This is a genomic window from Aeromonas sp. FDAARGOS 1407 (assembly GCF_019048725.1).
Classification (GTDB): Bacteria; Pseudomonadota; Gammaproteobacteria; order Enterobacterales; family Aeromonadaceae; genus Aeromonas; species Aeromonas enteropelogenes.
In genome coordinates this window covers 3,628,815-3,653,292 of record NZ_CP077399.1, presented here as the reverse complement: position 1 = coordinate 3,653,292, position 24,478 = coordinate 3,628,815, and the positions used below count along the sequence as shown (strand labels likewise).

At 56.8% G+C, this 24,478-nt stretch carries 18 protein-coding genes; 9 read left to right on the top strand and 9 right to left on the bottom strand.

Translation table 11 applies throughout. The annotated features are described in order from the left end of the window. Positions 1-112: 112 nt before the first annotated feature. A complete protein-coding gene (gene trxC, locus I6L37_RS17160; protein ID WP_216992489.1) occupies positions 113-547 on the bottom strand; it encodes a thioredoxin TrxC in 435 nt (144 codons plus the stop codon). 149 nt (positions 548-696) lie between these two features. On the opposite strand from trxC, the gene I6L37_RS17155 reads away from it, so the two are divergent. The 3 genes from I6L37_RS17155 (at position 697) to I6L37_RS17145 (ending at position 7,224) form a co-directional block, all read left to right on the top strand. Next, the gene (locus tag I6L37_RS17155; protein WP_216992488.1) at positions 697-3,510 is read left to right on the top strand and encodes a response regulator; all 2,814 of its coding nucleotides are present in this window, start codon (positions 697-699) and stop codon (positions 3,508-3,510) included. Between the two features lie 149 nt (positions 3,511-3,659). Then, positions 3,660-5,396, top strand: coding sequence for an ABC transporter transmembrane domain-containing protein (locus I6L37_RS17150; RefSeq protein ID WP_216992487.1), 1,737 nt, complete (start codon positions 3,660-3,662; stop codon positions 5,394-5,396). A 76-nt stretch (positions 5,397-5,472) separates the two neighbouring features. Further along, positions 5,473-7,224: an ABC transporter transmembrane domain-containing protein gene (locus I6L37_RS17145; RefSeq protein WP_216992486.1), complete on the top strand. Its 1,752-nt coding sequence runs from the start codon at positions 5,473-5,475 to the stop codon at positions 7,222-7,224. A gap of 74 nt (positions 7,225-7,298) precedes the next feature. Here the strand turns inward: I6L37_RS17145 and I6L37_RS17140 are convergent, their stop codons facing one another. Genes I6L37_RS17140 through I6L37_RS17130 form a run of 3 tightly spaced genes read right to left on the bottom strand, consistent with a single transcriptional unit; the run spans position 7,299 to position 12,947 of the window. Beyond that, positions 7,299-8,777: an efflux transporter outer membrane subunit gene (locus I6L37_RS17140; protein ID WP_216992485.1), complete on the bottom strand. Its 1,479-nt coding sequence runs from the start codon at positions 8,775-8,777 to the stop codon at positions 7,299-7,301. Next, positions 8,770-11,856: an efflux RND transporter permease subunit gene (locus I6L37_RS17135; RefSeq protein WP_216992484.1), complete on the bottom strand. Its 3,087-nt coding sequence runs from the start codon at positions 11,854-11,856 to the stop codon at positions 8,770-8,772. The genes I6L37_RS17140 and I6L37_RS17135 overlap by 8 nt, the downstream gene beginning before the upstream one ends. Continuing rightward, positions 11,853-12,947: an efflux RND transporter periplasmic adaptor subunit gene (locus tag I6L37_RS17130; RefSeq protein WP_216992483.1), complete on the bottom strand. Its 1,095-nt coding sequence runs from the start codon at positions 12,945-12,947 to the stop codon at positions 11,853-11,855. Before I6L37_RS17130 ends, I6L37_RS17135 begins: the two co-directional genes overlap by 4 nt. 162 nt (positions 12,948-13,109) lie before the next feature. Between I6L37_RS17130 and I6L37_RS17125 the strand changes: the two genes are divergently transcribed. Both I6L37_RS17125 and I6L37_RS17120 read left to right on the top strand, forming a co-directional pair. Continuing rightward, positions 13,110-14,036 carry a LysR family transcriptional regulator gene (locus I6L37_RS17125; protein WP_216992482.1) on the top strand — a complete coding sequence of 309 codons (927 nt, stop codon included), beginning with the start codon at positions 13,110-13,112 and terminating at the stop codon, positions 14,034-14,036. Between the two features lie 81 nt (positions 14,037-14,117). Then, the gene (locus I6L37_RS17120) at positions 14,118-14,591 is read left to right on the top strand and encodes a DUF4442 domain-containing protein (RefSeq protein WP_185378247.1); all 474 of its coding nucleotides are present in this window, start codon (positions 14,118-14,120) and stop codon (positions 14,589-14,591) included. Between the two features lie 41 nt (positions 14,592-14,632). Here the strand turns inward: I6L37_RS17120 and ybcJ are convergent, their stop codons facing one another. Continuing rightward, entirely contained in the window at positions 14,633-14,866 is a 234-nt protein-coding gene (ybcJ, locus tag I6L37_RS17115; RefSeq protein ID WP_026457996.1) for a ribosome-associated protein YbcJ, read from the bottom strand. Between the two features lie 240 nt (positions 14,867-15,106). On the opposite strand from ybcJ, the gene I6L37_RS17110 reads away from it, so the two are divergent. The 3 genes from I6L37_RS17110 to pdxY all read left to right on the top strand — a co-directional run bounded on the left by I6L37_RS17110 (position 15,107) and on the right by pdxY (position 17,708). Beyond that, a complete protein-coding gene (locus I6L37_RS17110) occupies positions 15,107-15,673 on the top strand; it encodes a phaC PHA synthase (RefSeq protein ID WP_216992481.1) in 567 nt (188 codons plus the stop codon). A gap of 80 nt (positions 15,674-15,753) precedes the next feature. Then, positions 15,754-16,515 carry a DUF429 domain-containing protein gene (locus tag I6L37_RS17105; RefSeq protein ID WP_216992480.1) on the top strand — a complete coding sequence of 254 codons (762 nt, stop codon included), beginning with the start codon at positions 15,754-15,756 and terminating at the stop codon, positions 16,513-16,515. A gap of 329 nt (positions 16,516-16,844) precedes the next feature. Beyond that, positions 16,845-17,708 (top strand): pyridoxal kinase PdxY, encoded by an 864-nt coding sequence (gene pdxY, locus I6L37_RS17100; protein ID WP_061477297.1) that lies wholly within the window; start codon positions 16,845-16,847, stop codon positions 17,706-17,708. A 227-nt stretch (positions 17,709-17,935) separates the two neighbouring features. Here the strand turns inward: pdxY and I6L37_RS17095 are convergent, their stop codons facing one another. Next, the gene (locus I6L37_RS17095) at positions 17,936-18,943 is read right to left on the bottom strand and encodes an OmpG porin family protein (protein ID WP_216992479.1); all 1,008 of its coding nucleotides are present in this window, start codon (positions 18,941-18,943) and stop codon (positions 17,936-17,938) included. Positions 18,944-19,367: 424 nt separating this feature from the next. Between I6L37_RS17095 and I6L37_RS17090 the strand changes: the two genes are divergently transcribed. After that, positions 19,368-20,465, top strand: a complete 1,098-nt coding sequence (locus tag I6L37_RS17090; protein ID WP_010676219.1) for an ISAs1-like element ISAs1 family transposase — start codon at positions 19,368-19,370, stop codon at positions 20,463-20,465. Here I6L37_RS17090 and I6L37_RS17085 read toward each other — a convergent pair. Genes I6L37_RS17085 through I6L37_RS17075 form a run of 3 tightly spaced genes read right to left on the bottom strand, consistent with a single transcriptional unit; the run spans position 20,451 to position 24,475 of the window. Next, positions 20,451-21,449, bottom strand: coding sequence for an ABC transporter ATP-binding protein (locus I6L37_RS17085; RefSeq protein ID WP_216992478.1), 999 nt, complete (start codon positions 21,447-21,449; stop codon positions 20,451-20,453). The genes I6L37_RS17090 and I6L37_RS17085 overlap by 15 nt on opposite strands. A gap of 40 nt (positions 21,450-21,489) precedes the next feature. Next, entirely contained in the window at positions 21,490-22,152 is a 663-nt protein-coding gene (pgmB, locus tag I6L37_RS17080; protein ID WP_216992477.1) for a beta-phosphoglucomutase, read from the bottom strand. Next, a complete protein-coding gene (locus I6L37_RS17075; RefSeq protein ID WP_216992476.1) occupies positions 22,145-24,475 on the bottom strand; it encodes a glycoside hydrolase family 65 protein in 2,331 nt (776 codons plus the stop codon). The genes pgmB and I6L37_RS17075 overlap by 8 nt, the downstream gene beginning before the upstream one ends. Positions 24,476-24,478 lie beyond the last annotated feature (3 nt).

The window sequence follows — 24,478 nt, the reverse complement described above, 5'->3', positions numbered from 1 at the left end:
ATTCATTCACCTGTTTGAAACAGTGTGGTGTGCTGGAAATCTGCCTCTATTCACAAATTACGGACATGAAAACAAAGTTTAAAACAAACAAAAAACCATATCGCAACATTAATTAAACATCTTGAAACTGTTCCTGCCACTGTTTGAACATGCTTTTTGGCAATGAGCCATTGATCTGGGCCAGGACCTTTCCTTGCCTGAATACCATCAGGGTGGGAATGCTGCGAATGGCGTAGCGTGCGGCCAGGGCAGCCTGTTGTTCGGTATCCACCTTGACGAACCGCAAACCCGGTTCAAATTCGTGCGCCACATCGTGGAAGACGGGGGCAAATTGTTGGCAGGGGCCGCACCAACTGGCCCAAAAATCGACAACCACCGGGATATCGGACTGGATCAGGGTATCAAACTGCGCCTCTTGTCCGATGCAGGGGGTCTGGCTGAACAGGGGAGACTTGCAGTGACCACAGTTGGCAGACAGGCTGAGCCGGTCTTGGGGCAGGCGGTTTCGTTTAAAGCAGTGACTACAATAAGTAGTGATAAATGACATAATAAGCTCCGGTGTGCTCGATGCTGCGCGAAATATTGTCACCAGTTCAGGGACATATAACGGTAACATGGTGACTGGCCGGTGTGGATCATTCACTTCGGGATAAAAGTGACAACGGCCGTATCTGCGACCTTGAAATGAGAGACGGGATGAATAAAGGATCACGGAAGAACCGTGTTGTGCTGGGGCTGATTGTTGCCTTGTTGCTCGCCTTTTCCGGCTACTGCTGGCAGTTGCTCAGCTGGCAGCAGCAGGCTCAGGAGCTGAATACGGCGGCCGAGGTGGTACTCAACCGTATCAATTCGGATACCGTCTATCTGCTGGGGCGGGAAAAGGCCAACGATGAAAGTGTTCAGCAGCGGCTTGGTCAGCTCTCTTTTACCCTTGATGGGTTCGCGCGCAAGGTGCGCAGTGATCCGGACAAGACCCACGCCCACCTCGCCAAGGCGCTGTTGCAGGATATGGACTCCTATCTGATGCAACTGGCCCGATTGCATGCCATGGAGATGTCCATCAGGTACATGACGCAGCCATTTGAACGCCAGTTGCAAAAAGTGCGTGAGCTAGGTGCGACCGACAGCCTATTGCAGCGGGATGTGCATGAGCTTGCGCAATTGAACGGTTATCTGCAACACAGCTGGGATCAGAACGAGCAGCAACAGCTGCTCGCTTTGCAGCAGCAGCTCGCCTCCCGCTATCACAACCGCCCCTGGGTCATGAATCTGCTCGAACTCAGTGAAGAGATGGCCCGTCAGGTGGTGGGCTATCACTCTCTGCGTTACCAGTTGATCGACATGCATGTGAGCGACAGCCTGGTGCGCTGGAAACAGGGCAAGCTGGAGCGGGCCTCTGCGCTGATGAGCCACTTTTATTTGATGGTGCTGTTGGGGGCGCTCATCTGCTTCGGACTGGTGGCCGCAACCTTGTGGCGCCGCAACCAGAAGCTGAGCGAGCTATCACGCCAGACCGGGTTGCTGGCGCAGGCCAAGAGCGATTTTCTGGCCAACATGAGCCATGAGATCCGCACCCCCATGAATGCCATTATCGGCTTCAGTTCGCTGGCATTGCAGACCGAGCTGGATCAGCAGCAGCGGGATTACCTCGGCAAGATAAAATCCTCCTCCGATACCCTGCTGCTCCTTATCAACGATATCCTCGATCTGACCAAGGTGGAGTCCGGCAAGCTGACGCTGGAGGAGATCGATTTCGACCTGAGCGAGCAGCTCGACTCGCTGGCGGGCATGTTTGCCGATCTGGCCGAACGCAAGCATATCGAGGTGATCATTCGCAAATCTCCCGAGGTCCCGCTCTTCTTGCGTGGCGATCCCCTGCGTCTGGGCCAGGTGCTGGTCAATCTGGTCAACAACGCCATCAAGTTTACCGAACGTGGCGAGGTCGAAGTCTCCATCGAACTGGCCAACCTGCATCCGATGCGGATCCGTTTCAGTGTGCGGGATACCGGGATCGGTATCGCCGAAGAGAAACAGGGCCAGTTGTTCCAGGCCTTTACCCAGCTGGAGGCGGGCAATACCCGCAAATATGGTGGCTCGGGACTGGGTCTGAATATCTCCCAGCGCCTGGTCGAGCTGATGGGGGGGCGGATCACCGTGCAGAGCAAACCGGGCGTGGGTTCCCTGTTCCAGTTCGAGATCCCCATGGCCCAGGCCATGTACGGTGTCGCCGGCCACAGAGTCTTCTTCGAGAACCAGCCGCTGGTGATGGTGATGGATGACAACGAGCTGGTGCTGGAACTGGCCAGGGATATTCTGAGCCGTGCCGGCATGCGCGTACTGGCGGTCAACACCCTTTCCCGTGCCCGCCAGGTGCTGCGCGAAGAGGGACCGAGTCTGCGACTCGCCATCCTCGACTGGCGCATGGGGCAGGAGGATGGTCTGGATCTGGCGCTTGAGATGTCCCAGCATCCCCAGTGGCGTCAGATTCCCATCCTGATGATCAGTGCCTGGGCCAGGGAGGGACTGCATGCCCGAATGGAGGGGCTGGGGCTGACCCACTTCCTGGCCAAGCCGATGACCGAAAATGCCTTGCTGGCCAAGGTGGATGAGCTGCTCAACGGCAGTGCCTACGACCACCATATCCGTCAGGCCGAGGCGCAGGGGGAACAGCAGTACTTCAAATCCCTGCTGCAGGGGACCCGTGTCTTGCTGGCCGAGGACAACAGGGTCAACCAGCAACTCATCATCGAATATTTGCGCCGGGTCGAGGCTGTGGTGACCGTGGTCAACAATGGTCGGGAAGCGGTGGAACGTGTCTCCGAGCAACCTTTTGACGTCATCTTGATGGATTTGCAGATGCCGGTGCTCGACGGACTGGATGCGACCCGTCAGATCCGCAAGATGGTCGACAAGCATGACGTCCCCATCATAGCCCTGACCGCCAGTGCCATGCCCGGTGACAAGGAGCGTTGTCTCGGGGTCGGGATGAATGGTTATGTGACCAAGCCGGTGAGCAAGCTGGATCTTTACAACAACCTGCTGCAATGGGTGAAACGCCAGGGGAGCGAGCAGAGTGGCCTGCTCGAGGTCAAACCGCCGGACATGATGGGGATCCTCGATCTGCAGGACGCGCTCAAGCGACTGGATCAGGACAAGGAGGCGTTGCAGATCCTGTTCAAGCTGTTCATGTCGGAACACAAGGACGACCTGTGGGAGATCCGCTCCGCCCTGCGTCGCCAGCAGCCCGAGATCGCCAGCAAGTTGCTGCACACACTCAAGGGAGTCTCTGCCAATATTTCGGCCTCTCGCTTGCAGATGGTGGCAGGAGAGCTGGAGTGGCGGCTGCGGCAAAACGAAGTGCTGGAGGATGTGGATCTGGAGCAGTTGCAAGCTGTCTTTAGCCAGACGCGGGAAGAGGTATCCCACTTTCTGCTCACGGGCGAACAGCATGAAAATTCGTATGGTGCCTATTCCCTGGCAGATGATCGCATGTCTCAGGGGATCAAATAGTAATTATTCTCAACCCTTCCGGTTCGGGATATGATTAGCCTTCATTCGAGTCGCCTCCAGCCGGAGGCGACTGTTTCCTTTCTTCCTATTTCGAGGCATCCCCATCACTGCCCAGACGGGCGGGCTGGTGGACGCCAAAGGTCGGTGGTGTGAGCGTATTTCTACGATTGGGCTGGTTTTTCAAGGAGCAGTGGCGGCGGTATCTGATCGCCATCACCCTGCTGATGATGGTCGCCATACTGACGGTGATCCCCCCCAAGGTGGTGGGTTGGGTCGTGGATGGTATCGCCAAGGGGGGGCTGGATAATGACACCCTGTTGCGTTACCTGGCCGGACTGTTTGGCCTTGGGTTGCTCATCTATCTGCTTCGTTACGTGTGGCGGGTGATGTTGTTTGGTGCCTCCTACCGGCTGGCCTATGTGCTGCGCAATCGCCTGTTTGGCCACTTCACCCGCATGAGCCCCGATTTTTACCAGCGTCACCGTACCGGTGATCTGATGGCCCACGCCACCAACGACATCCAGGCGGTGGAGATGACCGCCGGAGAGGGGGTGCTGACCCTGGTGGACTCCATGATCGTCGGCATCCTGGTGCTCTCCATCATGTGCAGCCAGTACTCCTGGCAGTTGACCCTGCTCTCCTTGTTGCCGCTGCCTGTGATGGCGTTTTTCATGAACCGTTTTGGCAAGCAGATCTACAAGGAGTTCAAGGCGGCGCAGGGGGCCTTCTCCCGACTCAACAACAAGACCCAGGAGGCCCTCTCGGGTGTCCGGGTGCTCAAATCCTATGCGGTGGAATCCCTGGAGGATCAGGGGTTTGCCGAGCTGACCCGTCAGGCGGGGGAGCGCAACATGGCGGTGGCACGCATCGATGCCAAATTCGATCCCGTCATCTATCTGTGTATCGGCTGCTCCTACTTCCTCGCGGTGGCGGGGGGCAGCGCCCTGGTGCTTCGCGATGAACTGACCCTGGGGGAGCTCACCAGCTTCACCATGTATCTTGGCCAGCTGATCTGGCCCATGTTTGCCATCGCCTGGCTGTTCAACATCATAGAGCGGGGCAGCGCCGCCTATTCGCGTATCGAGAGTCTGCTTGCCGAGCGCAGCGACATCGAGGACCCAGCGCAGCCACAGGCGCTAACCAGTGCGTTTCCGCTCAGTGCATGCGGGGTGGGCTACCGGCTGGAGCAGCGCGACCTGTTGCAGGATATCGATTTTACCTTGCAGCGGGGCGGCATGCTCGGCGTGGTGGGGCGCACCGGCGCGGGCAAGAGCTCGCTGCTCAAGCTCTTGATGCGCCTGGCCAACCCGAGCGCCGGGCAGCTCACTATGGGGAGCGTGCCTATCGAGCGGCTGGCGCTTGGCGAGCTGCGCCGCCAGTTTGCCTATGTGCCGCAGGAGCCATTTCTGTTTTCCACCACCATCGCCGCCAACATTGCCCTCGGCAGGCCGGACGCCAGCCAGGAGGAGATAGAGCGGGTGGCCCGTATCGCCTGTGTTCACGATGACATCGTCCGCTTCCCCAAGGGATACGAAACCGAGGTGGGGGAGAAGGGGGTGACCCTCTCCGGCGGTCAGAAGCAGCGGCTCGCCATTGCCCGGGCCCTGCTGCTGGAGGCGCCCATTCTGGTGCTGGATGATGCCTTGTCTGCGGTGGATGCCCATACCGAACAGCAGATCCTGCACGCCCTCAAGGCTCATCGCCGCACTCTGATCCTGGTCAGCCACCGGATGACGGCGGTGGAGCAGGCCGACGAGGTCCTGGTGCTGGATCAGGGCCATGTCAGCGAGCGGGGCCGCCACGGTACCCTGATGGCCCACAATGGCTGGTATGCGGATATGGTCCGTTACCAGCGCCTCGAACAAGACGTGGAGGAGAGCCTGTGAACCCGGCTATTGAACGGCTAATGAATGACTTGTTGCGCCCGTCTTGCGCCCCTGAAACACGCAGTGGGGAGTGTTTGTGAATCCAACGATTAAACGCCTGCTGGCTTATTGCGCCCGTTATCCAGCCTGGCTGACTCAGGCCGGTATTTGCTTGCTGCTGGCCACCGGTGCCGAGGTGGCTGGCCCTCTGCTTATCAAGCTCTTTATCGACGACTATCTGGCGCCGCGCCGGTTGGAGTGGGGCATGATCGCCGCCATCGCTGCGGGCTACCTCGGCCTGCAGGTGGTGTCGGCTGCTGGTTTTTATCTGCAATCCCTGCGCTTCAACCGCATCGCCCAGGCGGTGGTACAGACTCTTCGTGAGCAGGTATTCGCCACCGCCATCCGTCTGCCTGCCAGCTACTTTGACAAGCATCGCTCCGGCTCGCTTATCTCCCGCATCACCAACGACACCGAAGCGATCATGAACCTCTATGTACAGGTGATTGGTCTCTTGGTGCAGAAGGTGGTGCTCCTGTGCGGCATCCTCATCTCGATGGCGCTGCTGGATCTGCGCCTGATGCTGGTGTGCGCCATGTTGCTGCCGGCGGTGGCCGGGGTGATGTGGCTCTATCAACGCTTGAGCGTGCCCGTGGTGCGGGCGACTCGCAGCCTGCTCTCCGATATCAACAGCCGCCTCAACGAATCCTTGCAAGGGATGCCGGTCATTCAGGCCATGGTACAGGAACAGCACTTCGCCAATGTCTTTGCCGGGGTCAACCAGGAGCACTGGGCCGCCAGGCTCAAGAGCCTGAAGATCAACGGCATCCTGTTGCGCCCCCTCATCGATCTCTTCTACATGATGGTGCTGATCGGGCTGCTGGCGCTGTTTGCTCATGAAGGGTTGAGCGCGGGGGGCGCCATCCAGGTGGGGGTGCTCTACGCCTTTATCAGCTATCTGGGGCGGATGATCGAGCCCCTCATCGAGATGACTAACCAGCTCAACCAATTGCAACAGGCTATGGTGGCCGGGGAGCGGGTTTTTGCCCTGCTCGACGAAACTCGTGAGAGCACGGCGGGGGACGCGGTGCCCCTGCAGGGACGGGTCAGTTTCGAACGAGTGAGCTTCTCCTACGACGGTGAGCAGCAGGTGCTGCATGAGGTGAGCTTTGCCGCTCGTCCCGGCCAGATGCTGGCGCTGGTGGGTCACACCGGCAGCGGCAAGTCCACCATCATCAGCCTGCTGATGGGCTTCTATCCGCTGGATCAGGGCACCATTCGCTTCGATGATCACCCCATGGAGAGCTTGTCGCTCTCGGCGGTGCGTCGCAGCATAGGGCTGGTGCAGCAGGATCCCTTTATCTTCGTTGGGACTCTGGCAGAAAACCTGCGTCTGGGGCGTGACGGCATCGAGGATGGGCGGCTCTGGCAGGCGCTGCGCGACGTGCAGCTCGCCGATTTTGTCAAGCGTCTGCCAGCAGGGCTTGAGACCCTGATGGAGGAGGGGGGCAAGAACCTCTCCGCCGGTCAGCGCCAGCTGCTTTCGTTTGCCCGTTCCCTGGTGGGGGATCCGCGCATCCTCATCCTGGACGAGGCGACCGCCAGCGTAGACTCCCAGACCGAGCTGGCGCTTTCCCAGGCGCTTTCGGCGGCGCGCCGTGGCCGCACCACCATCGCCATCGCCCACCGCCTCTCCACCATCGTCGATGCGGACGAGATCCTGCTGCTCTCTCGTGGTCAGGTGAGCGAACGGGGCACCCATGGCGAGCTGATGGCGCTCGGGGGGCACTATGCCCAGCTGTTCGAGATGCAGAGCCAGGGGGCCTGGCTCGAGGAGAAGCGGGCCTGAGCGCGGGTCAATTGCAAGGAGTGAAAACGACATCACCGGCCATGGGCCGGTGATGTCGTTTTTGTGAGGTGCTTTTATCCCTGGCTCGGGGCAGGTTGGGGGATTTCCCAGTCTCCCCCCAGGGCCTTGTGCAGCAGGACCACGCTGGTGGCGCTGTTAAGCCGCGCCACGATTTCGGCATCCTGCACGCTGTTTTGCTGGCGCTCGGCGTCCAGCACCGAGAGGTGGTTGACCAGACCGGCCCGATAGAGGGCCTTGGCCTTGGTGAGGGCGGTTTGCGCCTGTTGGTTCGCTTCGCCCAGATGCTGGCTGTATTGCAGGCTGTTGCCGTAGGCGATTAAGGTGGTTTCCACCTCGTTGAAAGCGCTGTTGACCTGGTTCTGGTAGGCCAGCGCCGCCTCTTTCAGCCCCGCCTCCTGGATTTTGACCATGGCCTCGCCGCGGCCGCCGTCGAACAGGTTCCACGACACACCGGCGCCAAGGGCCCAGGTGGTCGAGCCCGATTCGAACAGGGAGCCTGTCTCGCCGGAGACCAGACCGGGGGCTCCGGTCAGGAACACCTTGGGATAGCGGTCGGCGATGGCCGCGCCCACTTCCTGATTCTTGGCGGCAATGGCCCGCTCGGCGATGGCGATGTCGGGTCGACGGGTCAAGAGCGACGCGGGCAAACCGGTCGGCACCAGCGCCTTCATGCTCGGCAGAGGGGCAGGTGTGAAACGGGCCTTGGTCTGGCTGACGGGCTCCCCCAGTAGCACGGCGAGCCGGCTTAGGTGAACGCTCCTGGCCGTCTCCAGCATGGGAATGCTTGCCTTGGCGGTGGCAAGGCCGGCGCGGGCATTGGCCACATCGAGTTCCGAGCCGTAACCGGTGCGCTGCAATGATTCGACCATGGCCAGCGTCTCCTCTTGCTCGCGCAGGTTCTTGGTGGCGATGGCGATGCGCTCCTCGGCGCCGCGATATTGCAGGTAGTTGCTGATCACATCGGCTGTCATGGCGGTGTTGAGCCCCTGGCGCATGATCTCGGCCTGCTCGGCGCGAATGGCGGCGGCCTGGCTCAGGCTGTCGATGCGACCGAACAGGTCCAGCTCCCAGGCGGCATTGATCCCGACAAACGTCTCGGTGGGATCGCGGTCCATCAGCTTGGCCGTGCCTCCCCCGAGCGCCGGGGGCAGAGCGATGCCACTCACCGCCTGTCCCATCAGCGCTTCGTTTTCGCTCAGGCGGATGTCGGCATAGCCGGCTCCCAGGGTCAGGGTTGGTACCTTGAACGACGCCACGGTGCGCTGGTAGGCCTGGGCCGCCTGAATGCGCTGGCTTGCGATCTTCAATGTGATGTTCTGGCGCTGCGCCCTCGCCACCAGATCGTTGAGTTGGGGGTCGTGGAACTGGGCCCACCAGGTGTGGCCGGGTTCACCCTCTGTTGTGGTGCCCTGAGCTCCCTGATTGAGATAGACGCTGTTGAGGCGGCTCTCGGGGGGCTGGTAATCGGGGGCCATGGCGCAGCCCCCCAGCATGATCAGGGTCGCAATCGCGCCCATGCTGCGCTTATTCATGGCGGTTTTCCTCTTCGGTAATCTGTTTATGGGCTGTGGCTTCAGCTTGTTGCTCCGCCCGGAAGAAGAGCATGTAGAGCGCAGGCATGATGAACAGCGAGAGCGCGGAGGCCGCGACCAGACCGCCGATGATGGTGGCCGCCATCTGATCGAACAGGCTGTCGGTCAACAGCGGCACCATGCCGAGCACCGTGGTCAGTGCCGCCATGGAGATCGCCATGGTGCGGTTGAGGGTTGCCTCCTTGACCGCCTCGGCGATGGTGCGGCCACTGCGCCGTTCCAGCTCAATCTGATCGAGCAGCACTATGCCGTTTTTGATGATCATGCCCGAGAGGCAGATCATGCCGACGATGGCCATGAAGCCGAATGGCTTGTCAGTGAGCAACAAGGCCCAGATGATGCCAATCGATGCCAGCGGCAGCGTGGTAAAGATGATGATGGGCTGACGATAAGCGTTGAACAGGGCCACCAGTATGATGAGCATCATCACCGCCGCCTTGGGGTTCTGCTCCATCAGATCGTCGATGGAGCGCTTCTCGTCGTAATACTCGCCGCCCCAGTGCATCTCATAACCGGCGGGCAGTTTGATGGCTTCCAGCTGGGGGGCTAGTTCCTTGCGTACCTCGGAGGCGGTAGTTCCCCCCTTCACGTCGGCCTGCACCGTGATGGCCGGGAGCCGGTTGCGGCGCCAGATCATGCTCTCTTCCCCGGTGATCTCGATGCCGTCGATGACCTGGCCAAGCGGCACGCTGTGCTGGCCGAGGACGGATCGCACCGGCAGGCTCTCCAGGTTTTCCAGGGAACCGTTGGCGCTGCGCAGCTTGATGGGGATCATGTCGTCCTGATGGCGCAGGGTGCCTATCTGTACTCCTTCGGTGGCACGGCTGATGGCCAGGGCGATATCGGTTCGGGTGACGCCCGCCTGGCGAGCGGCCGCCTGGTTGATGATGGGAGTCATCACCTTGCTCTCCTGACGCCAGTCATCACGGATGTACTTGGTGTCGGGATGGGCCTGCAGGATGGCTTGCGCCTGTGCCGAGAGTTGTTTGAGCACCTTGGGATCCGGCCCTTCAAAGCGGGTCTCGATGCTGAACTTGTCCTTGGTGGCCAGCTTGAGCGGGCGGAATCTGGGTTCGGCATAGGGGAAGCGGCTTGCGAGCCAGGCATCGCCCCGGGCGACCAGCGGTGCTATGTCGTCAAACTGTTTGGTGTTGATCAGGATCTGGCCGTAGCTCTGATCCAGCGGCTCCGGCTCTATGGTCACCGAGAAACGGGGGGCGCTTTCGCCCATGTAGCTGGAGATGCTTGCCACTTCGGGTTGCTGCAACAGCCACTCCTCGATCACCTTCATATCCTGGGAGACGTTGTCGATGCGACCGCCGCTCGGCAGCCAGTAGTCGAGGAAGACGATGCTGCGATCCGAGCTCGGCATGAAGTTGACCTTGAGCAGGGGCGCGCTCAGCACGGTGAGCAGCAGCAGGGGCAACACCAGGGCAAGGGCGCTCTTGGGGTTCTCCACCGTCCAGTTGACAGCCTGGTGATACAGGCGGGCCGCCTTGCTCTTGGGCGCGCTGCTCTCATCCTGGTCAGACGCCTTGATGAAGGCCCAGCACATCAACGGGGTGACTACCATGGCGACTACCCAGGAGAGCAGCAGGGAGCTGCACAACACCTGGACGATGGAGAGGGAGAATTCCGCCGAGTCGGTCTGGGAGAGCAGCACGGGAGCGGTACCGAGGGAGGCGATCACGGTCGCCCCCAGGAGCGGCAACGCCATCTCCTGTACCGACTCCTTGACGGCGGTGGTGCGTTCTATCCCTTTGCGCAGCTTGGCGGCAAACAGATCCACGATGACGATGGCATTGTCGACCAGCATCCCGAGCGCCAGGATAAAGGAGCCGAGAGAGACGCGCTGCAGATCGACCCCGGTGAGGTTCATATAGACCAGGGTGAACAATATGGTCAGCAGCAGGCTGGCCCCGACGATGGTGGCGCTGCGCCAGCCCATGAAGACCAGCAGCACCACCACCACGATGACGATGCTCTCGATCAGGTTGAGCACGAAGTTGTTGATGGACTTCATCACCTCGGTGGGTTGGTAGGCGATGACGCCAACCCCGGTGCCAAGGGGCTGCTCGGCCTCGAATTGCTGCAATACCCGGGTCAGTTCGTCGCCGATGCTGACCACGTTGATCCCGTCCTGGGGGCTGACGGCGAGGGTGATGGCCTGCTGGCCGTTGTAGCGACTCTCGGTCAGGGCCGGGCTCTGGTAGGAGAGATAGACATCGGCCACGTCCCCCAGGCGCAAGGTGCCTGTGCCAGCCCCGGGCTGCCCCGTGGTGAGCATCAGGTTGCGGATATCCTCCACGTTACGGTACTGGCCGCTCTGGGCGACGCGCAGGTTCTCGATGCCGAGGTGATAGTCGCCGGTCTGCACCGGGACGTTCTGGCTGTTGAGCTGGGTGACAAGCTCAGCGAGGGAGATGTGGCTCTCGGCCAGGCGCTCATCGGAGACATCGATGTTGACCACCTGCTCGTTGACCCCGTGCAGTTGCACCTTCTTGACTCCGGGCACTGCCTTGATCCTGCGCTGCAGTTCGCGGGCCTGATCTTTCAGCTGATGCATGGGAATGTCATCGCCATAGACGGCGAACAGCATGCCATACACCTCGGAGAACTCGTCCTGCACTATGCTGACCTGGGCCTGGACGGGCAGCTCCAGCTTGACGTCCTGGATCTTGCGGCGCAGCAAGTCCCACTGCTGGGGCAGCTGGTCGGTGCCATATTTCTCCTGCAGATCGACGAAGATCATCGAGCTGCCGGGACGGGAGAGGGATCTGAGTTTCCACAGCGATCCCATCTCCTGGATCTTGGTCTCTATCTTGTCGGTGACCAGCTGTTCGACCTCCTGGGCGGTGGCGCCCGGGTAGAGGGTGACGACGACGGCGCTCTTCACCGTGAAGGAGGGGTCTTCCAGCTTGCCCAGATCGAAATAGGAGTAGACTCCCGCGATGGCGCACAGGGTGGCAAAGAAGATGACGAAGGTCTTTTGCCGGATGGCGAACAATGAGAGATTCATGACTGCCCATCCACCTGGTTGATGACGGCGATGGCCTGACCCTCTTTGAGCAGAGCGCTGCCGGCGGTGACGATCTGATCGCCTGCGTTGAGTTCACCCTCCACACAAAGGGTGTCGTGGCGCTGGCTGACGATGGTGACGGGCACGTGGGTGGCCGCCGCGGCCTTGATGGCCACCACCTGGGGTTGTCCACCCAGGCTCTTGATAGCCGTGGCGGGCAGGCAATAGATGCGCTCGCTGGCGGGCAGGGCCAGCTCGACGTTGATGGATTTGCCGGGCACCAGCTCGGGCGAGTTATCCAGCAGTTTGAAAGTCACCTTGTAGGTGCGCTTGAGGGGATCCGGCAGGCTGGCGATCTCGGTGCTGACTGCCTTGACGCTGGCCTCCTGGCGATACCAGGTTACATTGGCCTGCATCCCGCTTCTCAACTGGCCAATCTGTTGCTCCGGCACGTCGACCACGGCATCGAGCTCGGTCGGCTGGTGCAGGGAGAAGACAGGCTGGCCCGGCGAGGTTTGCTCGTGCTCCTCGATAAAGCGCTGGCCGATGATCCCGTCAAACGGCGCCTTCAACTCGCTGTAGGCGAGAGCGTCTTCGGCTTGCTTGAGGGATTGTTGCAGCATCTGGACCCGGGCATTGGCCTGGTTCTGGGCGCTGGTGGCGCGCTCCAGGTTGATGCTGGCCATGGCCCTGTCCTGCACGGCCTGACGGGTGCGGCTCAGTTCGACGACCGCCAGCTTGTAGGCGGCTTTCGCCTCGCCAAGCTGGGCCTTGATGGCATCTCGCTGAACCCGGAAATCATGGGGATCGAGGCGTGCAATCACCTGTCCTTCACTGACCCTGTCTCCCTCCTTGACCAGGATCTGCTCCAGGGTGCCCGGCACACGAAATGCGAGGCTGGCACTCTGGTGCGACTTGATCTCGCCGCTGAACTTCAGGCTGTAGAGGCTCTTGCTGTCGGAGAGCTGCATGGCATTCACCGGCCGCGGCGGCTTGACCACTTCGGTGGCCGTGTCGGTGCCGCAGCCGGCGAGCAGGCCTCCCAGTATGAGTACCGAGAGGCAAGGAGGGGAAAACAGGGGGTATTGCATGGGAAAATCCAGTTATTCAGGTGTGATGGATATATGTTATCGAATCCAATTGGTGAGATAATCAGGGCGAAATTGTCATCACTGTCTCAATTTTTGTGACAATGATGAAATGAGGGACGCAGCCGACGTGTTGCGGGGCTGGATGAAGAGGCGGGAGCCGAGATGAAGATCGACGATCTCAAACTGTTTTTGTCAGTGGTGGAGCTGGGGGGCTTTACCAGTGCCGCCGATGCGCTGAATATTCCGCGCTCCAACGTGAGCCGACGGATAAAGGATCTCGAGGACGAGCTGAATGTGAAGCTGCTGACCCGAACAACCCGCCGGCTGACCATGACTTCGGTGGGGCTGGAGTATTACAACAGCCTGCAAAACATCATTCCCATGCTGGATCACACTCATGAGCAGATCCGGACCCAGAGTCACGAGCCTACCGGCAACATCAAGATTGGCCTGCTCAATGAATCCGACATCTTCATCCACGATCTGCTCAAGCGCTTTTTGGAGAAATACCCCAAGATCAATATAGAGCTGCACCTGAGCGGCGTCGGCTACCGGGATATCTTCAACTACGGCCTGGATGCCAGCATCCATATCGGCGTGGTGAACGATGGCAGCTTCGTCGCCAGGCCCATCATGCCCTTCACCCGCAAGCTCTATGCGACCCCCCACTATATAGAGCGGCACGGCAGACCTAAGTCCCTCGAGGACCTGCACCGGCACAATGTGCTGACCCTGCGACTGCCGGATGGCCAGCTGGACAACCGGCTGATCTTCAATCGGGGCGAGGTGGTGATCCACAGCAGGGTGATCTCGAACAGCTCCTATTACATCCGTCATGCGGTTTTTCAGGGGGATGGTATCGGCATCTTGCCGGAGATCATCGTCAAGTCGTTCGTCGAGAGCGGCGAGCTTATCGATCTGCTGCCGGAATATGAAACCACCCTCGACAACATCTGGTTGGTCTATCCCGGCAAGAAGGGGCTCTCCTACGCGGCGCGCCTCTTCATCGACTACATCCTGGCGGAGATGGCGAGCCTGCTGCCCGAGCAGAAGCCGCGGCAGGTGGCGGTGAGAGCGCCCCGCGAATAGCAGGTGGTCGCAGTTGCCTTGAATCCGGCGAGCCATGCTGGCAACATGTTGTTTACATCAACTCATCGGATCAGTTTGCATATGGACTTGCAACGTTTGAAAGCCAACCTGTCGCTGCGGCTGTTTGCCTGGCGCTATATTCCCGTCATCGGATTTTGTGCCCCTGTCATCGAACAGATGGACGCGCGGGCGCTGCGCATTCGTATCCCGCTGGGCTGGCGTACCCGCAATCACCTCGGCAGCATGTATTTCGGGGCGCTCGCGACCGGCGCCGATCTGGTGGGTGGCCTGCTGGTGATGGAGAAGGGGCGGCAGCGGCGCAAGAAGGTGCACTTTGCCTTCAAGGATGTACAGGGGGAATTTTTGAAGCGGCCCGAGGGGGATGTGCAGTTTGACTGCGCAGCGGGGGAGGAGATCGACGCCATGATTGACGAGTCGCTGGCGAGTGGTCAGCGCATCAACCGCCCCATCCGGGTGGTGGCCACCTGCCCGTCGCTAAACGGGGATGAGGCGATGGCGCGCTTCGTGCTGACGCTCTCGATCAAGGCCAGCTAAGTTCAAGGAAGAGGGCGCGCCTCTTCCATCAAAGGCGGGGATCAGCCGATTTGCGGGCTCATTCCCTCTTTGACCACCACCTTCATGCCATTGAAGTTGACCACCTGCTCGGCCACGATCTTGCAGCGCTTGCGGGTTTCAACCTGACCGTCCACTTCCACCAGACCTTCGGCGATCAGCGCCTTGGCGGCGCCGCCGCAATCGGCCCAGCCCTGATGCTTGATCAGATCACACAAGGCAACGAAGGGGTGACCTTCGAGCAGAAACGTTTCCATGGGAAATCCTCTAAATGGATGAATGCCGAAACAGCAGGGCGGCCATTTTAGGCAGTTCAGGCAGGCAAGGAAAGGGAAGGGCGGTCTCACGATGGAAAAAGTGGCCTCAAATATGTGGTCCTGCTCATGGAAGCGCGCCTGATCGGACGCATGGTGACGCAACCCGTCAGACCCGGTATGCGCTGATTTGTGCTTGTTGTTAGGATCCTCACACTATTCAAATGACTCAAGGAACGTCCCATGACTTTTTCTTCCCGCGTGTTGCTCGCCTGTGGTGCACTGACCCTGTGTGGCGTGGCCCAGGCCAGTACGCCAGTGCAATTTTCCCTGCCCGGCGTCAATCTGCCTGCGTCCCATCAGGTGGAAGGGGGGAGAGCCTCTCTTCTCTATGGCCGTACCGGGCAGGTGAAGGGGATCGACCTGCCGATCTTCGCTCTCTCCGACGTGGATCAGTTTACCGGTTTGCAGCTTGGGGTCTTTCTCGGGGCCGGGCGGGTGCGCCACCAGTTTGGCGGGGTGGCCATCAACGCGGTCAACTGGCATGACGGGCAGGATACCGGCGTCAACCTGGGGTTCGTCAACCTGACCAACAATGTGAAAGGGCTCAACTGGGGGGGCGTCAACATAGCCCGGGGCAATGCGCTGGCCAACGTCGGCTTCATTAACTATGCCGAACGTACCACCTTCCAGATTGGCTTTGTCAATGCGACCAAGCATCTGGACGGGTTGCAGATCGGGCTGGCCAACTATGCCGAGAACGGCGTATTCCCCATTCTGCCGCTGGTGAATTTCCAGAAATCCTTCTGACGGCATAATCCGTTTTGCGTTAAGGGCCGGCGCTGATTACCCTGTGCCCCTTGAACCCGCGACAGGTGAAGAGGTAACAGATGACGGCAGGGCAGATGAGCGCAATCGGAATTGGCTGGGATGTGCGCGGCTGGCAGGGCAGTGCCCAGGCGGTCGCCGTGGTGGGATGGCGGTCGCAAGGCGACACCCTGCACTGGCTGGGTGTCTCGCCGCTGTTTCGTTTGAGCTCGCGGGTGGCGCCGGATCTTGCTTCCTTGCTGCGTCCGGCCCTGCAAAACGAGCTGACCCTGATGCAGGTGGAAGCCTGTTCGCACCTAGCCCTTGGCATTGATGCGCCGCTCGCCTTCCCGCGTGCGCTGGGAGATCTGCTTGCCGGCAAGACGCTCTCCTGCGCCGTGCCGGAGCGTGAAATAGACAACCCTTACGCCTATCGCGACTGCGAGCGCTGGCTGCACCAGCAGTATGGCAAGAAGCCCCTCTCGGCCACCTTCGACCGCCTGGGCAACAACGCGACCCTGGCCCTCTCCATGCTTCCCCACCTCGCGGATCTGCAACTGGTTCCCAAGGTGCAGGAGCGGGCCGAGCGCGCCGTGCTGGAAGTCTATCCGGCTCCGGCCAAACAGGGAGGAAAGGCCTCGGCAGCGCGCCCCGAACTGGCCGCCTTGCTGCCAGAGGGGGTGGTAGCAGGCACAGATCGTTACGACGCCGCCCTGTGCGCCCTGATGGCGCTGCAATATGCCGCTGCTGGCAGGGTGAGCCAATTGCCACCTCTGGTGATGCCACCCGCCGGGATGGCCCGCGACGAAGGCTGGGTCTATCACTTCAACACGTCCTGCGCCTGATAGCGGGCAGACTCTGATCCGCCCCGTTTTGGCGGGGCGGGCAAGTGCGCACCAGCTGGCATCATGCTGGTAGACAACGTTGACCGGAGCGTTGAAATTCAGTGGTGATATTTTGCTCGCATATGCCATCAAACAAGAAATGACATTCCCCAACTCAATGCCTGTTAACACGAGGCAGCGTTACAGAATGTCGCTTGGCAAGCGCCAAATTGGTCAATTCGTCTGCAGTTGACGATTTTTCTTGTTGTTCGTGCCAGAGAGTGGTGGTGCGTCACTCTCTTCATCCGATATATTGCTTTTTCTCCTGACTCTTCTGTGTGGTGGTGCCGATGAAACGCATTCTCTCAATCCAGTCCCATGTGGTGTTTGGCTGTGCCGGCAACAGCGCCGCCGTGTTTCCCATGCGTCGTCTCGGCATGGAGGTGTGGCCCATCAACACGGTGCAATTTTCCAACCACACCCAATATGCCCAGGGGTGGCAGGGGATGGCGATGCCTGCCGGCCATATCAGCGCCCTGATCGAGGGGCTTGGCAATATCGAGGTGCTAAGCCGCTGCGACGCCGTGCTGAGCGGCTATCTGGGATCGGCCGAGCAGGGGGATGAGATCCTGACTGTGGTTCGGGCCGTCAAAGCCGCCAATCCAAATGCCATCTATTTCTGCGATCCCGTGATGGGCCATCCGGAGAAGGGATGTATTGTTGCCCCCGGTGTTACCCGTTTTCTCACCGAACAGGCATTGCCGGTCGCCGACATCATGGCCCCCAATCTGCTGGAGCTGGAGACCTTGTGCGACACCCATCTGACGGATCTGGCCCAGACCCGTGCCGCCGCCCATAGGTTGCTGGCCCGGGGCGTGAACATGGTGCTGGTCAAGCATCTTGGACGGGCAGCCCAAGACCCCGGCCGCTTCGAGATGCTGCTGGCCACTTCCGAGGGGGATTACCTCATCGCCCGTCCGCTCTATGAGTTTGCCCGCCAGCCGGTGGGGGTCGGGGATCTTATCAGTGCCCTGATGCTGGCCAATCTGCAGGCAGGGTTTGATGCGGTGAGTGCCTTTGAACGTACCAATGCGGCGGTGGATCGAGTGCTGCAGGAGACCTGGCGGGCCGATGCCTATGAGTTGCAACTCATTGCGGCGCAAGGCGCCTTTGCCGAGCCGGTTATCCAGGCCCGTGCCGAACGACTGGCGTAAGGAAGAGTGTTGGGATGGCGGTGAGGCCTGTGTGAGCGCAGTGACCTGGGCTCGGATAATCAAGTCAATTAACTGGACAGGCATGCCGCTTTCTCAAGACAGTGCATCCCCCTGATGGGGCAAGCAGCTTTTTGGCGCGTAATGGGTAGCGATTCTCATCAGACGAGAAGCTGGGGAAACTCGTCATTTGGATCAATCAGTCAATTTGTGTGGCTGCCAGCTTGAATTTAGAAGTTGTAATTGACACCCATGATCAACAACGGAATATAACCACCGAAACGCCGGTTGTCACCATAATTATCAAAAGAGATATTCTTGTAGCTAAATTCACCAAATAAGCTCCAATTTCTATTTAACTTTAGATTAGTTGCCAAACTATACTTGGCATATTTTTCACGCCATATTTTATTACCGTTTGTATTATTGTCCTTTTTAAATTCACCAAACTCTCCCCATAATGAAGCGCTCAATTCCCCCCAGTTATAAAATACACCTGGTTTAATAAACCACTCTGTTTCATTTTCCTGTTCCTGGTCACCAGCCTTTGGTGACCATAATCCCTCTTGATAGCGAAAATTAAGCCATATGCCACTGCGCTCTGATAGTTTATAGGCAAGGCCTGGTTCAATTTCCCAGTAAGAAAAGTCACCAGTATTTCGCTTATACTGAATTTGATAAAGTCCATAACCATTAAAAGTAAGATTGTCACTAATGTTATAACCACCGAAAATTTTAACCTCTGGCATTGTTCGTTTATCCAGACTCTCTTGTGCTAATTTCACTCCCCAGCCATAATATCCATCATCAGTGTTATAAGCACGATTAGCGTAAATTTCATTAATAGAATTAACACCACGGTTATAATCTGCATGTGTTAGGGGACCACTATATAACTCTTCTCGGCCAGAATAAAATCCTACATCCCAACCAGGCAGATCATCATGACGGAAATTACCTTGGGCTAACGTTATTTTGACTTTTCCTTCGGTAACGCCATCCTCTCGCTCTATATGTTCCACCTCAACGTTGGAGCCAAGCGAACCGTGGAAGCTGGAATCGGATTCTGGTTTTTCTCCCAAGGCAGACATTAACTCGGCAATGGAGTATTCACGTTTGAGCGCTTCTATTTGAGCTTTTAATTTGTTATCTCGTATAGTTTTATCAGCACCCGCTATCGCTTGGTTATAAAATAGTAAGCCAGTAATGCCAAAAATAGCATAAGCGAAATAATTCATCGATTTGCTCCTGAGTATCAAACTAGCCTGAACGTTTTTTAAGTATTGATTTTATTGGTGTGTCAATATGCAAGTTGTGGTAACAACAACGTGGCCTGTAATAATAGGTTATGCCATGTTATTTAATCTGGAGGATAACTGAATAACCAAGAATCAACTCATACTCGCCCCCGGCGTGATCGGCTGTGTCATGCTCAGGCATCTTTTAAATGCGATACCTTTATTATTGAATAAATGACATTTTTCTGCAGAGATTTGAATTTTCAGGTTCTGATTGACTGAATGTTGAACGGTACCAGGCACACGGATCAGCAGTTTATGATCACTCCTCTCCAAGCCAGGGCGGGATCGCACTTTGTTAATGAAATTTGAACAGGCAGATCGTCTGTGATCTAATCGCGTCTCCATGCAGGAGGCACGCGCTATGACGTTGATTGAACACCTTACCCTTGTCGAAGAAACTCGCTCTGAGATCAATCGTAAACATAACCTGGTTGATGTCATGTTCCTTGTCATCAGTGCCATCATGAGTGGTGCCGAGGGCTGGAATGACATCGAAACCTATGGCGATTCAAAGATCGATTGGCTGCGTCAGCATCGCCCCTTTGCCAACGGCATCCCGCGGCGTCACACGGTTGCCCGCATTCTGCGCTGCATTGTCATCGATACCTTGCTTGAAGCGTTGCTGTGCTGGGTCAATGAACAGCGCACTCATCAGGGCAAACCCATCATTGCCTTTGATGGCAAGGTGTTACGCGGCTCCTTTCGGGGAAATGCCAAGGATGCGCTTCAGTTGGTCACGGCTTACGATACCGAAAATGGGCTGGTGTTAAGCCAGAAAGCAACCCCTAACAAGAAGGGGGAAATCGAAACCGTCAAAGATATGCTGGACATTCTTGAGCTAAAAGGAGCCGTTGTCACACTCGATGCGTTGCATTGTCAGCGTGAGACACTGGAGAAAATCAGCGAGAAGAAGGCTCATGTAGTGGTACAGGTCAAGAATAATCAACCGAAGCTGTATCAAGCGGTTCAATCGCAATTCCAGTCACTGTTTGACGCCCAGAAAGAGAAGATTGTCGTCGAGCACAAAGAGAGTGGACATGGCCGCCAGGAAGAGCGTTATGTGTTTCAATTAAAAGCCAAATTACCGCCAGAGTTGACGGAGAAATGGCCGACAATCCGCAGCATCATTGCCGTTGAGCGTCACCGCAGCGCCAACGGAAAAGGAACGGTAGATACCTCTTACTATGTCAGCTCGTTATCCCCCAAGCACAAGCTGCTAGGGCACTATATACGGCAGCACTGGCGGATAGAGAACAGCCAGCATTACATTCTTGATGTGGTGTTCAACGAGGATGCTTCCAGGATAGCGATGGAGGATGCGGTCGAGAATATGGCGCTATTCCGGCGGTTCGTATTGAATATCGTAAAACAGAGCAATTGTGGTGCTCGAAGTCAGAGAAACAAGCTAAAAAGAGCCGGCTGGAATGACGACTATCGGGCTCAGTTATTCTTTGGTTAAAATATCAACAAAGTGTGCTCCCGCCCTGCTCTCCAAGCGGGTATAAATCAGTGACTCTGTTCCCAGTCGCTCTATACCTTCAATCATGGTAGTCACTCCGTGATCATCAATATGAATATCCTCCGGGCGAATTCCCAATGTCATCATGGCCCCTGTAGTAGCAGTGGATAATCCAAGGTCTACATCAACGTCGAATGAATGATTACCTACCATAACGCTAGCTTTACCGGGTCGGGTAGCGTTGAGAGTTGCTGGCAATAAATTCATTTTTGGTGAGCCGATAAACCCCGCCACAAATAACGTCTGTGGGAAATAGTAGATATCCAATGGTGAGCCGACTTGCTCAATCACTCCTTCATTCAGTACCACTATTCTATCTGCCAGTGTCATCGCCTCGACTTGGTCGTGGGTAACATAAATAATGGTTGAATTGAGTTTTTTATGATATTCGGACAACTGTCGCCGCATCCGTACTCGCAGTGATGCATCAAGATTGGACAAAGGCTCATCTAATAAAAAGAGTCTGGGGTCCCGGGCAATTGCCCGACCAATGGCAACTCGTTGACGTTGTCCACCCGATAATTGGCTGGGCCGCTGTTTGAGCAAACTGCTGAGCTCCAGCATATCGGCAACACGCTTGACTCGGGTTTGAATCTGCTCACGGCTGCTCTTTGCCATTCTTAGACCAAAGGCAATATTTTCATAAACTGTCATGTGAGGGTAGAGCGCATAGGATTGGAAAACCATGCCAATGCCACGAGCAGTGGGTGACAGATCATTGATTGTTGCTCCATCAAGGCTCATATGTCCGGAACTTATCTCCTCCAGCCCGGCAATCATGCGTAGCATGGTTGATTTGCCACAGCCGGAAGGACCAACAAATACCGTGAATTGACCCTCTTCGATAGTCAGATTTGCATCCTTGATGACATGGGTGCCGTCAGGATAAATCTTATTGATATTGCTTAGTTCCAGCTTGGCCATATCTTTATCCTTATGGTTATCGACTGCATGAACGGTTGAATTATCCCGGCATCATATTTGGCTCCGCGTTTTCGAGCACAGTGGTAAGGTCAAATGTTGCAGTGTCATTAAAATGCCAGTCGGCCTGGCCAACTCGCGCTCTCGGACCTATCCCCACAACCTGCATACCGGCAGCTCTGGCTGCATGAATACCAGCCTCGGCATCTTCCATAACAATGCAATCACAGGTATTGACTCTCAATTGTCCAGCCGCATAAATAAAAATGTCTGGCTCTGGTTTGCTGCGAACTACAGACCAACCGTCACAAATAGCATCGAATAGTGGAATGAGGCCCAACTGATATAGAACGTAGCGCGCATTCTTGCTCGCGGAAGCCACTGCGACTTTAATTCCTCGGGCGTTTAGTTCCAGCAATAAAGAACGAATACCTGGTAAAATGTCTTTTTCAGAAAGACTTTCCAATTGCTCCAGGTAATATTTATTCTTGCGAGCCATCAACACGGTCGTCTGTATTTCAGAGAGTTTGGTACCAGCCAGAATAATGGATAGCGATGTCCGGCGAGAAACGCCCCGCAGTTGCTCATTGATCTTGCGATCGAAGTAATAACCCTCTTCATTTGCCATACGCAACCAAGCTTGAAAGTGCAATTCAGCCGTATCGGTGATGACGCCATCCAGATCAAAAATAAATGCCTTACACATGGAATATTACCTCAGTGCTGTCAATAGTGCGGTCTTGACCGGCTATTTCAATGGAGAGGGACTTGCCGGGTTGGCGGTGAATAGAGATAGTTTTATGATCCACGCTTATTTCCAAACGTTGACCTTTATAAAACAGCGGGAAGTTAATTTGTTGCCACTCTCTGGGTAAATTTGGTTTGATGCACAACTTATCATCCAGCAAACGGACTCCGCCAAAGCCGAGTACTACGCATTGCCAGGTTCCCCCCATGGAGGCAGCATGAATACCGTGATCGGAACTTTTCATGTTTTGGCCAAGATCAATGGTGGCCGCCTGGCGAAACAGTTGGTAGGCGTATTCTGTGTGACCCATGTCGGCAGCCAGTACGCAATGGGTTGAGAGACTCAGGGAAGAGTCATGCAGGGTCTTTGGTTCATAATAATTCCAGTTGGCCAATTTGGTTTCCAGGTCAAACATGGACCCCAGCAGGAAAAACAGCATCATGATGTCGGCCTGCTTGGAAACTTGAATCTGGTTCACTTGATCCAGGTTATAGTCCTGAAAAAGGCCTCCGACAAATGGCTGTTGCTTGTATTTGGTCAGATCGATGATCGCTTTTTGCAGGTAGGTATCATCTTGCGCAATGACCTTGTCTTCCGTTCGTGGTTGGGGAAGATAGATATTATCGACTCGTTTTCGCCAAAGAGTAGGGTCGAGAGTCAGATTGGCATTGAGCTTGGCCAGCAGCACCGGGTTATCCATTGACAGTGTATCGTAGCAGCGGATTGCCAATCGGATATTCTCTGCCGCCATATAATTGGTAAATGCATTATTATCAACATGCTCTTTGTACTCATCCGGCCCGATGACGTTACAGATGCCCCACATATTGCGATCTTCTAGCCAGTCGAGGCGGCTGCACCAGAAGGTAGCTGTATCGAATATAATTTCATAACCCATCTCATCCATGAATAGCTGATCGCCGGAGAGCTGGTAATATTGCCATACGGCATTGGCGATATCACAGGTGATATGTTGTTCAATAAATCCAGACCATATTTTGGTGGATTGACCCGTTATTATGTCTACCGCCCCCCATATAGGGGTGACCTCCTCACCCGTCAGGGCTGATTCCCACGGGAACTGCACGCCCAGATAGCCATTGGCGCGGGCTTTTTTACGCCCCTCAGGCAGCGTTCGGTAGCGATACGTCAGTAGACCACGGGCAACGTCGGGCATGGTGTAGGTGAAAAATGGCAGCATAAACACTTCTGTATCCCAGAAAGTGTGCCCCTTGTACCCCTCACCAGAGAGTCCCTTGGCCCCTATGCTGAAACGGGTGTCATGCATCGGGCAGAAGATGTTTAGCTGATAGAGGGCAAAGCGTATCGCCAGTTGGTCAACATCAGGTCCGACAATGGTGATATCCATGCTGTTCCAGCATTTTGCCCATTCGTTCTCACTGGCCGCGAGCAGGACATCGAAGCGCTGTTTCGCGCACGCTTTGAGGTGGGCCAAGGTGTGATCGCGCAGGGCTTGCAGCTTATAACCTGGCGTATCGAACTCCTTGTCACGGGATGTGTGCACGATCCCCAGCTTGTCGAGGCCAAAGGTGTCACCCGCCTTTAACTCGCATCTGATGCCGGTCCACACCTTGCGGCGTGCCATGACGAGTGTTGGAGTCAGCTCAAGCTCGCGACCGTTGAGTTCATAGCGATGGGTAGTGACAAACACAAAGTCGATGCCGCTTTCGGTGGTGCGTTGCAGCAGTTCGACATAGCGCTTGTCATAGAAGCGCTTTTCGCCTTCGTGGAAGTGTTGTGCCCCCGAGTTGGTGAGCTGGGCATCAATCCCTGAATGGATCTCCACCTCGGCGTCGCTATCGATGGCCTCGATGTGCACGGAAAACGCTATCAGATGCAGATCCACCATGGAGATAAAGCGACGAAAGCACAGGTGAAAGCGCTTATTGCCTGGGCTGGTCCAGGTAAAGTCACGAATGAGTTCACCGTTTTTTACATTGAGGCGTCGGGAGTAATTAGCAACCTTGCCTTGTTCAAGATGAAACCGCTCACCATCGATAAATATTTCAATGGCACTCATATCGGCGGCATTTGGCAGTTCGGTAACTTCTGCTTGGTCAAACTTGTTGAAGGTGCCTGCAACAAAGAAATTGCGCGTCTGGCCGACATACTTTTCTTCTGTGGCACTGCGTGCGCTCATATAGCCATTACCCTGGCTCATGAGCACTTCGCATTTCCCCTGATAAGCGGGCTTGAACTGTGTCTCTTCAATAACCCAATTTTTCAGTTCTGCTTGCCCGGCATCGTAGCGCATGAACATGAT